The following is an 11,225-nucleotide window of genomic DNA, read 5'->3' on the forward strand; positions in this document are numbered from 1 at the left end:
CTGCGCCTCAGCCGGCGCGGAACACGATGGTGTAGCTGAACGACGTGCCGTCGACCTGGTACGCGTAGCAGCCCGGACCGTCGACCGTGGTAGTGCCCGGCAGGTCGGTCTCCGGCCTGGTCAGCACGGCGTGGTGGCCGTCGTCGCGAGGCTCGCCGAGGTAGGAGAACTCGGCCGAGGCGGCACCGGGTGCGTCGATGCGCCCCGCGCGTACCAGCACCGGGCCGGTGTAGCCGGCGGCCAGCCAGCGCACCTTCGCCGTGTAGCTGCCGTCGGCCTGCCGGCCGCTGGGGCGCAGCGGCAGGGCTCCGCCGGAGAAGTAGTCGGCGATCGGGTAAACCGGTCCCGGCCCCAGCACCCGCTGGGCCTGGCCCGGGTTGGTCCAGCGCTGCGGTTCGGCGGCCGGGCAGGTGCCGTCGGGGGTCATGCTGGGCAGTCGCAGAGGTGGGACCGCGAGGTCGCCGGGCGATGCCGACGGTGAGGGTGCCGTCGGTGCGGCCGACGGGGTGTCCGCAGGGGCGCGGTCACAGGCGGCCAGCGCCGCCCCCAGCGCCACAATGGTCAGCATCCGAACCAGCCGCGTCATCTCCGCAGTATCGACCGCCGTCGGCGTTTCCGCTGCCCCGTGGCGCACGGCCCGGTCGACCAGTCACTCCCGACGAGGGTCAGCGCAGGCCACGCATCAGGTTGTCGACCAGGGTGGCGGCGAAGTCGATCCACTCGCTCCAGTTGGTGCCGTCGCCGACCCGGTACGTGTACCGGGTGTCCGGCTTCAGGTTGGTGAACTCGACCGTGTGGTAGGTCGAGGCGTACCCGAGCGTGGTGTTGACCGGGGTGCTGGAGAGAGCGGCGAGGCGGGTCACCACGCTGGTGGACGACGGCACACCACCGACGAGGGCCCGGGGGGCCTCAAGGATCTCGGCCCGTGCCCACTCGGCTGGGGCCTCGGCCCGCCAGGTCACCCGCTGCGAGGTGGACGGGGTGGCGGTGGGGGTCAGCATGATCCGGTCCGGCACCGGCGACGGCTTATGAATCTCGGCGGCCGGGAACTTGGCTGGCGGAGCATCACCGAAGGCGGCGGGGCTGAGGGCCACGCCCCCGACGAGCAGTGCCGCGGCGCCGATCGCCACGATCTTCGCCCGTCGGGCCCCGATGCGCCAGGGGAGCTTCTGGTCGGTCACGACTCTGGTCACCCTTCAATAAGGAGGTGGACAGCGCGCCCATGACCACTGGTTGTGCGGTCGGGGCGCCGTCGTCATTGGCCCAGTCCCGCTCAACCGGACAGCTACAAGATCCTTTCCGGAACATGAACACTCGCCATGTCGCTGGCCCGACCAGCCGGTGTTGGCCATCGCGTCACCTGGCCGACACCTGTGGATAGCTCGCCCGCAGGAATCGCGTTCGTACGATCGGCGCGTTATGACCAACCAGGACACCGCCACTGACCAGGTCCCGCGCCGTCCGATGCGCGGGCCCGCCGCCCTGCTCTGCACGGCGGCACTTCTCGCCACCCTGGCCGGCAGTGCCACACCGGCCCCTGCGGTGGCCAAGGACGAGAACTTCATCACCGCGCAGACACCAGGCATTCTCAACATCGAAGGCGGCGAGTGCTTCGATGATCCGACCGACCTGCCGGAGGCGGGCGGCGGCGTCGTCATCTACCGGCCCTGCGCACTGAGTGCAGACAACCAGGCGTACGGCTTCGTGCACGCCGACGACGACGCCGACTGGAATCCGGCGGCGCTGCGCGAGTTCGCCTGGGACGCCTGCCGGCAACTGTTCACCCGGATCTGGCCGGACGACCTCGGCGAAGGGCTGCGCTTCTACCCGGTCATGCCGACGGTGGAGACCTGGGCCGACGGCGACCGAGACGTGATGTGTGTCGTCTACCGCTTCGGCGGTCGACTGACCGGCTCGATGCTGCCCAGCTGGTGACGGATGCCCGCTGACGCCCCGCACGGCGCTCCCAGGACGAGACGCGATGGCGCCTGACCAGCGTTTCAGCAGGTCAGACGCCATCGATCCCGCGTCGGTGGAACTTGCCGTTCACGGGGCATCCGGCTGGCCACCGACCGCGCCTGGTGGCGGCTTGTCGCGGTGCCGGCCGGGCTTGCAGCCGGCGAATGTGCCGGCCGGGTCACGCAGGGAGGCCAAGGTCGGGCCCAGATAATCGCGATGCCAGTGGGCCGGGCCGCTAAGGGCGCTTCCCGGGCCGGTCAGCTCGCGCCAGGCCAGATGAAGCCCATGCAACTGCATGACCGCCTCAGGATGCAGCCACCACCGGGTGCACCAGGGCGCCGCCGACGTCACCTCTCTCAAGTAGACCGGAACCAGCAACTGATGCACCCACTGCGTCAGGGCGCGCTGGGCCTCCAACCGTCGGCGCCCCTGCAGGTAGGGCATGAATTCCGGAGCGCTCGGCTCGTCGACAAAGACAGGAAGAGGAGTTTCCAGCGGTGGCTCGTCGTCGTCCGTTTCGAACTCCGGCATGACCTCGTCCGATTTTCCAGCCACGATCATCCTGAGATTAACCTCTCCACTTTCAATCACTTGCCGGCCGGGGCGCGGCTCCGGTTGGCCGGTTGGCGGTTATCGGCGCTTCTTCACAGCATCTTTCACAGCGTCCTGCGTACGGTGCACCGGACCGCGATACGAGCGATCGACGCTGCGGTGTTCCGAGGTTCCCGAGACGCGCGGCCCCCTGATCTCGTCTCGCAAATTTCTCAGGAATTTGTACGACCGCGTCTTGTCGCGATCTTCCTTGCTCATCTTCTTGTTGAATCTTTCGGCAAGCTCGTTGACGACTGTGGAATATTCGATGACCACGCCCTGCCCTAGGGCGTAATCCACCCTTTCCGCGATCTTCCCATGCATTTTAGGGGTGATCCTCTTCTTTTCCAGGTCACGATCGGCCTCCTTCCGCAGCTTATGCATGTTTGATTCCATTGTTGCTCGTTGCCCATTTACCGACTCGCCCTGGACCTCCGGCGTGTCATTCGGAATGTTGAGATTCCACATACTCATGCCGTCGTTCGAGTAAGACATGTCGTTGCCCGCGTGGGTGCCCTCGTGAGCGACCATCTCCTCGGGCGTCATGTCGTTGTCGACCAGCCACTGGGCGTTGTAGCTGGTGTGGTAGCCGTCGCCCTCAGGGCCCGTCTGGGGCGCCTGAAGGTCGCTGGTCTCCTCGAAGGTCAGATGGGCGAGCGAGGCCTCGACGAAATCCCGCTCGTCCTCCAGGCCACTGCTCGCGGAACTGTTGGGCGAGTAACGCCCGCCCGCATCCTGGACGGCCCGCTCGGTCCGATGCCTTCTGTGCCCGTCTTGATCCATGTTCCCCACCTTGCGGAAGGGCGGTCCGCGATTGGCCGCCGGCTAGCCGCTTCAACGGATCCCCCATGCCCACGGTTCAGGAGTGCCCGTTATAGACTTTTTGCCGGTTTGTGCGCGCAGACACCCTCACTGATGGACACCAGGCCCGATTCGAAAGGTTCGTCTTCACCGGCTGGCCATCGGCTGTTCGGGTGCCGTGCGTAACCAGGCCGTACAGTCCCGACGCTGGTTGCCGATACGGGGTGAGGACGGATTTCGGGTGTGGCTCACGGCTGACAAGAAGGCGTTCGAGGGGTTCCTCGACGCCGCTTCTGTTTACTGGCGCAAGAACCTGGGAGCCACACCCTCTCAGCATTACCTGGTGGTCGAGGTGTTCCACCAGGACATCCGGGTGGCCCTGCGGAACCTGGCAGTCGCCAACGCCATCCGTCGGATCGTGCCCGCGCAGCTCGTCGTCGTCACCGGGGTCGAGCAGATGTGGCACGAGGCGCTCTGGACCGAGTTCGACGTGCAACTGGTCCGACGGCTCGCCGAAGCGTACGGCGCGAGCGAGGTCATCGACCTCTACCGTCTTGTCGAGGGGCCGGCCCGCTCCGCCAACCCGAGCGGCGTACGGCTGGAGCTGTTCGGCAGGCCGTTGGTGCCGGGTCCGCCGATCAGCGAGCAGACCCTGGCGGAGTTCGTCAGCGCCACCTACTGCCGGGTGACCAAGCGCCCCCGGGCGCCCGAGGATCCCACCGCCGACCCGCGCTACCAGCGGCGGCAGGCGCTGGCCCAGGCCATCTCGTCGGCGTACGACGCCCTGCTGGGGAACGGGTCGGCGGTGGCCCTGGTGACCAGCCACGTCGACTACGACCACTGGGGCCTGGCGGTGGACTCCGCCCGGCGCGCCGGCGTACCGGTCGTGCACACCCAGCAGACCGGGTGCCTGAAGGCGTACGCCCTGTTTCCCGAGACCGACACCGGCAAGCACACCTTCCGTGGCGAACTCACCCAGCAGATCGGCGCCTTCTTCGCCGAACGGGTCTGGTCACGGCGCGAGGAGGTACGCCGCAACGCGGAGTTGGTCGCCTGGCGGTCGAAGGTCAACCTGGGTCGCCCGAGCTGGTGGCGGGGCGGCGCCAGCGCCTCGGTCGACATCAACAACAGCGCAGAGCGGGCACGGCTGCGTACCCATTTCGCGGCACAGCTGGGTTTCGACCCGGCGCGTCCGGTGGTGGCGGTGTTCAACCATGCCGTGTCGGACGCCCCGGGCACCAATCACCAGTCCTTCCCCACGCTGGCCGACTGGTTCGAGCAGACAGCGCAGTTCGCGAGCACCGCGTCGCAGGTGCAGTGGCTGTTCCAGGACCATCCGAGCCAGTTCCGGTACGACAGCACCGGCTTCTTCGAATCGGTGGCCGCCCGGTACGGCCGGCATCGGCACATGGTGTTCCAGCCCAGTAAGGATCTCAGCAAGAACGGCCTGTGGAGCCTCGTCGACCTCGGCGTGACCGTGCGCGGGAGCGTGAGCAACGAGCTGCCCGCGTACGGCATCCCGGTGATCCAGGCGGGTTGGTCCGAGTGGAGCGAGTGCGGGCTGTCCACCGTCGTGCACGACCCGGAGACGTACTGGAAGGCTCTCGACTCGGCGATCGGCGCCCTCGGCAGCGGGGAGGAGCTGATCTCCGCCGAGCAGGTCGAGCGGGCCCGGTTGTGGTTGTGGTTCTACCGCAGCGCCACCGACCTGTTCACCCCGCAGGTGCCGCAGTGGGAGGTCTGGCCCGCCGACTACCTGCTCAAATCCGTGCAGGTCGCGTTCCGGCACATCGAGAGCGACGCCGATCCGCTGTTCGAGGCCGTCGAGCGGATGTGGAACCGCCGCGAGCCGGTGTTGACCCGGACGGATCTGCACCGGCCCGGAGGTGCCTGGTGACGGCTACCGGGGCGCTGTTCGCCACCGAGTTCGACGAGCCGGCTCCGCCGCGTGAACTGCCCGCCGTGTTCACCAGCGGCGGTGACCCCGAGGTGCTGGTCGCCGACCAGACGGCACGAGGTGCGGCCATCGTCGGACGGGTCCAGGGCGCTTCCGGCGCGGTCATGCTCAAGATACGCACCGGCGGCCGGCCGGTCCGGGTACGGGTCAATCTGCATGTGGACGCCGCCACCCAGGCGGCCTGGTCCCGAGCCGTCATACCGGGCCGGGGCGTACGGGAGCTGCCCCGGCTGATCATGGTCCGGGCCCAGGGCACCGCCCGGGCCGCCGCTCTGCTCAGTCGCCGGCGCGGACGACTGCGGATGGTGGAGGCCCACGCCTGGGTGGAGTTCGACCTGGGCGCGCAGGAGATGGGCGCCGACGAACTGCTGATCATCGAGCTGGCGGATGCCGGCCTGCCGCCGTGGGCGGCGTCGGCGCTCAGCCCGCTGGCGGCGGTCGGCGTACGGATCAACCGGGTCGAGGTGACCGCGGTCGAGGGCCCCGCCGACAACCTCGGCGGGCCTCCTCTGGACGGGGCGTCCGCACAGCTCGCCGGCCTGGTCAGCGCCGGTGGACTGGTCGGGGCCCGGGGACGCACCGAGGGCCCCGCCCGGTCCCGGTTCGTGGTGCTCAACGCGGCCGGATCGACCGTACGTTGCCGACTGCGCACCACGGTCGCCTCGGTGCCACCGGAGGCGTTTCGTCATCCCACCCAGCCCTGGCTACGCCGCCAGCAGGGCCAGACCGTGCTGAAAGCCGTCCGGGTAGCCAAGCGGGGCGCGGGGTACGCGCTGTTCGAGGCGTCGCCGTTCACCCGACCACCGGACGCCGACCGTCTGGTCGTACGCGCCACGCACCTGGTCGACGGAACGGACTGCCCGCTGCGTACCACCCCAGCCGGACCGGACCTGCTCGACGTGCTGGTCGAGCGGGCCGGCGACGGACCGGTACTGCTCGGGCTGGCCGACCCGACCGCCGAGCGGGCCCGACGTCGCGTGTCGGACATCGCCTGCCAGGTCGTCGAGCTGGAATCCTGACATGACCGCACCGAACCGCCACGACATTCCGCTCACCGCCGATGCGGCGGCCGTGCCGCTCACCGCCGATGCGGCGGCCAATCGGCGGGCGATCGAACGCCTCCTGGCCGGCGCGGCGGGCGGGACGCTGCACCTGCCGGCCGGCACCTTTCCGCTCGACGGTGGCCTCATCGTCGGTCCGGGCTGGACCCTCGCCGGTGCGCCGCAACAGAACGGCCAGGTACGAACCTGGCTGACCTCGTCCGCCGGCGACATTCCTCCTCACCGATCTAGTCTCGGCCGCACCTCCCGCCGACATACGGTCGAGGTCAGCCGTTGTTCCGCGAGTGCTTGTTCGCTGGCCTGAGGCGAGGGGGAGGCATGACGCCGCATCGAAGCTGTCGACCACGGCCTTCCCGTCCCGCCCGTCGAAGGTCCCTCGCCGCCGGACGCCACACCTCGCGCCGCTGATGTGCGGGATCAGTGGGGAGGCGAGGTTCGACGGTACGACCCCGGACGCCGCCGCGGTGACCCGGATGACCGAGGCGATGCGGTCCCGGGGACCGGACGGCACGGGCCGGTGGAGCGACGGCTGGGTGGCCCTCGGGCACCGGCGGCTGACCATCATCGACCTGTCCGAGGCCGGTAGCCAGCCGATGGTGCGGGAGGACCTCGGGCTCGCCCTGGTGTTCAACGGCTGCATCTACAACTACCCGCAGTTACGCGAGGAGTTGCGGGCCGCCGGGCACACGTTCCACTCCACCAGCGACACCGAGGTGATCCTGGTGGCGTACGCGCAGTGGGGTGAGGACTTCATCGACCATCTGGTCGGCATGTTCGCCGTCGGCCTGGTCGACCGGGCCCGGCGACGGCTCGTGCTGGCCCGTGACCGGCTCGGCATCAAACCCCTCTACCTGGCCGAGACGGCGGGCCGACTACGGTTCGCGTCGACCCTTCCGGCGCTGCTCGCCGCCGGTGAGGTGGACACCGACGTCGACCCGGTGGCGTTGCACCACTACCTGTCCTGGCACTCGATCGTGCCCGCTCCCCGGACCATCCTGCGGGGGGTGCGGAAGCTGCCACCGGCGACCGTACGGGTCGTCGAGGCCGACGGGCGCAGCCGGGATCGCGTCTACTGGCGGCCCGACTACGTCCGGCAGCCTGCCCACACCGGCTGGGACGCCCGGGACTGGCAGGCCGCGATCGGCGACGCGCTGCGTACGGCGGTGGCCCGGCGACTGGTCGCCGACGTGCCGGTCGGTGTGCTGCTCTCGGGTGGGCTCGACTCCAGTCTCATCGTGGCGCTGCTGGCCGAGGCGGGGCAGGAACACCTGCGCACCTTCAGCATCGGCTTCGACAGCCGGGGCGGCGAGGTCGGCGACGAGTTCCACTACTCCGACTTGGTGGCCCGCGCGTTCGACACCGACCATCAACGCATTCAGCTCGCCGACGACGATCTGGTCCCCGCCGTACGCCGGACGGTCGCGGCGATGACCGAGCCGATGGGCAGTCACGACGTGGTCGCCTTCCACCTGCTCTCCGAGCAGGTCGCGCGGCACGTCAAGGTGGCGCAGTCCGGGCAGGGCGCGGACGAGGTGTTCGCCGGGTACGGCTATCACCAGCCCTTCGTCGAGGTACCCCGCCACCGGGCCGCAGAGGCGTTCGCGGAGGTGTTCTTCGACCACGAGCACGCCGAGTTGGACGGGGTCGTCGGCCCCGCGTACGCCCTGCCCGGTGATGCCAGCGGCGACCTGGTCGGCGCGGACCTGACCGTGCCCGGCGCGGACACCGCGCTGGACGCCGTCCTACGCCTGGACACCCATCTCATGCTGCCCGACGATCCGGTGAAGCGGGTCGACAGCATGAGCATGGCCTGGGGGCTGGAGGTGCGTACGCCCTTCCTCGACCAGGACCTCGTCACGCTCGCCGCCGCCTGCCCGCCGGAGCACAAGGTCGCCCAGGGCGGCAAGGGCGTACTCAAGGAGGTGGCCCGCCAGGTCCTGCCGGCAGAGGTGATCGACCGACCGAAGGGTTACTTCCCGGTGCCCGCGTTGCGCAACGTCGACGGGCCCGTGCGTGAGCTGGTCGTCGAGGCGCTCCGGGCATCGGCCGCACGGCAACGCGCCCTGTTCCGACCCGAGTACGTGCAGCGGTTACTCGCCGACCCGCAGGCGGCGCAGGCGGCTGCCGGCAGCAACAAACTGTGGCAACTCGGGCTACTCGAACTCTGGCTCCAGACCCATGGCGTCCGGTAGTCGCGGCGGTGCACGGGGCAAGGCCCTCACCCTGGGTGTGGAGGAGGAGTTCCTGCTGCTGGATCCGCAGACCGGGGAGAGCATGCCCGTCGCCGAGCAGGTGCTCGCCGCTCTGTCCGGCACCGCTCGGCGGCAGAGCCGGCAGGAGTTCCGGCACAGCATGCTGGAGATGGTCACCCCGATCTGCGCCGACCTGACGCAACTGCGCGAGCACCTGATCGCCCTGCGTCGCGCCGCCGCCGACGCCGCATCGACGGTCGGAGCCCGGCTGGTGGCGGTGGGTGCCACACCGGTGTGCGAAGCCCATCTCACGGTGCCGGACGAACAGCGGTACCACGCGATGTCCCGCCGCTTCGGGCCGGTCGCGCACGACCCGGCGGTCTGTGGCTGCCACGTGCACGTCGGGGTGCCGGACCGGGAACTGGCCGTGCAGGTGTGCAACCACCTGCGTCCCTGGCTGCCGGTGGTGCAGGCACTCACCGCCAACTCGCCGCTGTACGACGGTCGGGACACCGGCCACAACAGCTGGCGGTCCATGCAACTGGAACGGTGGCCGAGCATCGGGCCCACCCCGCACTTCGAGTCGGTCGCCGACTACGACGCCACGGTCCAAGAGTTGATCACGGCCGGAATCATGCTCGATGCCGGGATGGTCTACTGGTACGCCCGCCCGTCGGCCACGTACCCCACCGTCGAGGTGCGGGTCGGCGACGTCTGCCCGTCCGTTGACGACACCGTCCTGGTCGCCGCACTGGTCCGGGCGCTCGTCGCCACGATGATCGACCGGGTACGCGACGGCGTGCGACCCGTTCCGATCCGCGACTGTCTGGTCTCGGCCGCGCACTGGCGGGCCGCCCATGACGGGCTCGACGGGGTGCTGGTCGACCTGTGTGGCGGTGGTGCCCGGCCCGCCTGGGATCTTGTCCACGACCTGCTCGACACCGTCGCACCCGCCCTGACCCGCTACGACGACCTCGACCTGGTGCTGCGACAGGTCGACCGACTGCGCCGGGAGGGCACCGGAGCCACCCGGCAACGTCGGGTCATGGCCGGCACCGACGGCGACGTCCAGGCGGTGCTGCACCACCTGATCACCCAGACCGTCGCAGGTTGACCTGCAGGTTGGCCCCGACGGGCCACCGGTTGGCCCACCGATGCCACCGGGGCGGGAAGGCACCTCGACAGCGTTTCGACGACGAGGAGGCCGCGTGTTCAGCCACATCAAGAACCTTCAGTTCGAGGCCAAACCGGACGGGCCGGACGCCGCTTTCGCCTGCCGGCTGCAGGAGGTCCTGGGCGGCAAGTGGGGCGAGATGACCGTCGCCAACCAGTACCTCTACCAGGGCTGGAACTGTCGACTCCCCGGTAAGTACAAGGACCTGCTGCTCGACGTCGGCACCGAGGAGATGGGCCACGTCGAGATGATCGCCACGATGATCACCCGGCTGCTGGAACACGCGCCGCTGTCCCTACAGGAGGCTGCCGAGGGCAACCCGATGGTGGGGGCGATCTACGGCGGCTCGAACCCGGCGCACTTCATCCACGGTGGCGGTGGCGCGATGCCGGTAGACAGCGTCGGGATGCCGTGGAACGGCAACTACGTCACCGCGAGCGGCAACCTGATGGCCGATTTCCAGCTCAACGTCACCGCCGAGGCTCAGGGCCGGCTTCAGGTGTCCCGCCTGTTCAACATGACCGACGACCCCGGCGTAAAGCAGATGCTGCGGTTCCTGCTGGCCCGCGACACGATGCACCAGAACATGTGGATGGCGGCCATCGAGCAGCTCAAGGAGGACGGCCTGGAGGGTATGCCGGTGCCGGATGCCTTCCCCGACTCGCCGGACCTCACCGGGGAGTTCAGCTACACGTACCTCGACTTCTCCCCGCACGGGGACGCCGCACAGGGGCGCTGGGCCTCCGGACCGGCACCGGACGGCAAGGGGGAGTTCCGTTACGACCAGAGTCCCCGCGCGCACGCGCCGGAACCCGTCCTGCCTCCGGGCGACCCGCGCCTGTACGGCACCGATCCGGGGATCGTGCAGGGCGTGATGAACAAGGTCAAAAGCGAGGTCACCTGACCGCGTCGGGCGGGCTCGGCCTGCGCCGAGCCCGCCCGCTCCCACTTCACGCCATTCCTGATTTCGGACCGTTGCCCGAGAAGGGTGCGCGGGACTGCGTCATCGCCGCCTAGCGTTGCAGGGTGAGTACGCCCGGGCGGTAGGGCAGCAGGCCGTAGTCGCCGCCCGAGTTGGGGGACCGGCCCTGGTACAGCAGTTGCAGGTTGCAGGGGTCGACGGTCATCGTCTGGTCGGCGTTGCTACGGATCAACTCGCCGTGGCTGATGTCGTTGGTCCAGGTCGCGTTGCTGTTGGCCTTACCCGCGAACGGGTTGCTCTCGGTGGCCGCCTGCGGCGTCCACGTCCCACCCAGACTCGTCGCCGTGAACGACCGGAAGTAGCGGCCCTGCGAACCGATCGCCTCGACCAGCATCAGGTACCGGTTCTGACCCTGAAGCTTGTACACCTGCACACCCTCGAACAGATTGTTCGTGGTGTCCGTCATGATCGTCGTGTAGTTCGACCCGAAACTGCCCGGGAAGTTCCCGATCGGCATACTCGCCCGATAGATCCGACCGTTGTCCCCGGCGAAGAACAGGTACATGTT

Annotated in this window: 12 protein-coding genes; 7 read left to right on the plus strand and 5 right to left on the minus strand. The window is 69.2% G+C overall.

Translation table 11 applies throughout. From position 1 onward, the window contains the following. Positions 1 to 7: 7 nt before the first annotated feature. Both AB0M35_RS27335 and AB0M35_RS27340 read right to left on the minus strand, forming a co-directional pair. Positions 8 to 586: a hypothetical protein gene (locus tag AB0M35_RS27335; protein ID WP_363748872.1), complete on the minus strand. Its 579-nt coding sequence runs from the start codon at positions 584 to 586 to the stop codon at positions 8 to 10. Between the two features lie 79 nt (positions 587 to 665). Further along, the gene (locus AB0M35_RS27340; protein WP_363748874.1) at positions 666 to 1,181 is read right to left on the minus strand and encodes a fibronectin type III domain-containing protein; all 516 of its coding nucleotides are present in this window, start codon (positions 1,179 to 1,181) and stop codon (positions 666 to 668) included. Positions 1,182 to 1,419: 238 nt separating this feature from the next. On the opposite strand from AB0M35_RS27340, the gene AB0M35_RS27345 reads away from it, so the two are divergent. Next, a complete protein-coding gene (locus tag AB0M35_RS27345; protein WP_363748876.1) occupies positions 1,420 to 1,935 on the plus strand; it encodes a hypothetical protein in 516 nt (171 codons plus the stop codon). 111 nt (positions 1,936 to 2,046) lie between these two features. On the opposite strand, the gene AB0M35_RS27350 is transcribed toward AB0M35_RS27345, so the two are convergent. Together AB0M35_RS27350 and AB0M35_RS27355 are read right to left on the minus strand one after the other, a co-directional pair. After that, positions 2,047 to 2,520 carry a DUF4913 domain-containing protein gene (locus tag AB0M35_RS27350; protein WP_363748878.1) on the minus strand — a complete coding sequence of 158 codons (474 nt, stop codon included), beginning with the start codon at positions 2,518 to 2,520 and terminating at the stop codon, positions 2,047 to 2,049. A 69-nt stretch (positions 2,521 to 2,589) separates the two neighbouring features. Next, positions 2,590 to 3,333 carry a hypothetical protein gene (locus tag AB0M35_RS27355; protein ID WP_363748880.1) on the minus strand — a complete coding sequence of 248 codons (744 nt, stop codon included), beginning with the start codon at positions 3,331 to 3,333 and terminating at the stop codon, positions 2,590 to 2,592. Positions 3,334 to 3,592: 259 nt separating this feature from the next. On the opposite strand from AB0M35_RS27355, the gene AB0M35_RS27360 reads away from it, so the two are divergent. The 6 genes from AB0M35_RS27360 (at position 3,593) to AB0M35_RS27385 (ending at position 10,639) form a co-directional block, all read left to right on the plus strand. Beyond that, positions 3,593 to 5,248 carry a hypothetical protein gene (locus AB0M35_RS27360; protein ID WP_363748882.1) on the plus strand — a complete coding sequence of 552 codons (1,656 nt, stop codon included), beginning with the start codon at positions 3,593 to 3,595 and terminating at the stop codon, positions 5,246 to 5,248. Beyond that, entirely contained in the window at positions 5,245 to 6,327 is a 1,083-nt protein-coding gene (locus tag AB0M35_RS27365; protein ID WP_363748884.1) for a hypothetical protein, read from the plus strand. The genes AB0M35_RS27360 and AB0M35_RS27365 overlap by 4 nt, the downstream gene beginning before the upstream one ends. A gap of 1 nt (position 6,328) precedes the next feature. Next, the gene (locus AB0M35_RS27370) at positions 6,329 to 6,673 is read left to right on the plus strand and encodes a hypothetical protein (protein WP_363748885.1); all 345 of its coding nucleotides are present in this window, start codon (positions 6,329 to 6,331) and stop codon (positions 6,671 to 6,673) included. 103 nt (positions 6,674 to 6,776) lie between these two features. Beyond that, on the plus strand, positions 6,777 to 8,561 hold the full coding sequence (locus AB0M35_RS27375) for an N-acetylglutaminylglutamine amidotransferase (protein WP_363748887.1): 1,785 nt from the start codon (positions 6,777 to 6,779) through the stop codon (positions 8,559 to 8,561). Further along, the gene (locus AB0M35_RS27380; protein ID WP_363748889.1) at positions 8,548 to 9,675 is read left to right on the plus strand and encodes a glutamate--cysteine ligase; all 1,128 of its coding nucleotides are present in this window, start codon (positions 8,548 to 8,550) and stop codon (positions 9,673 to 9,675) included. Before AB0M35_RS27375 ends, AB0M35_RS27380 begins: the two co-directional genes overlap by 14 nt. A gap of 94 nt (positions 9,676 to 9,769) precedes the next feature. Next, a complete protein-coding gene (locus AB0M35_RS27385; protein WP_363748891.1) occupies positions 9,770 to 10,639 on the plus strand; it encodes a manganese catalase family protein in 870 nt (289 codons plus the stop codon). 109 nt (positions 10,640 to 10,748) lie between these two features. On the opposite strand, the gene AB0M35_RS27390 is transcribed toward AB0M35_RS27385, so the two are convergent. Continuing rightward, the coding region (locus tag AB0M35_RS27390; RefSeq protein ID WP_363748893.1) for a non-reducing end alpha-L-arabinofuranosidase family hydrolase at positions 10,749 to 11,225 on the minus strand (477 nt) is incomplete at its 5' end.

The sequence above is a fragment of the Micromonospora sp. NPDC051196 genome (genome assembly GCF_040682415.1).
Lineage (GTDB): Bacteria > Actinomycetota > Actinomycetes > Mycobacteriales > Micromonosporaceae > Micromonospora.

Bases quoted from the DNA above. Each gene is read 5' to 3' on its own strand.
- AB0M35_RS27335 (WP_363748872.1), bottom strand. From the start codon at position 586: ATGACGCGGCTGGTTCGGATGCTGACCATTGTGGCGCTGGGGGCGGCG.
- AB0M35_RS27345 (WP_363748876.1), top strand. From the start codon at position 1,420: ATGACCAACCAGGACACCGCCACTGACCAGGTCCCGCGCCGTCCGATG.
- AB0M35_RS27350 (WP_363748878.1), bottom strand. From the start codon at position 2,520: ATGATCGTGGCTGGAAAATCGGACGAGGTCATGCCGGAGTTCGAAACG.
- AB0M35_RS27355 (WP_363748880.1), bottom strand. From the start codon at position 3,333: ATGGATCAAGACGGGCACAGAAGGCATCGGACCGAGCGGGCCGTCCAG.
- AB0M35_RS27370 (WP_363748885.1), top strand. From the start codon at position 6,329: ATGACCGCACCGAACCGCCACGACATTCCGCTCACCGCCGATGCGGCG.
- AB0M35_RS27375 (WP_363748887.1), top strand. From the start codon at position 6,777: ATGTGCGGGATCAGTGGGGAGGCGAGGTTCGACGGTACGACCCCGGAC.
- AB0M35_RS27380 (WP_363748889.1), top strand. From the start codon at position 8,548: ATGGCGTCCGGTAGTCGCGGCGGTGCACGGGGCAAGGCCCTCACCCTG.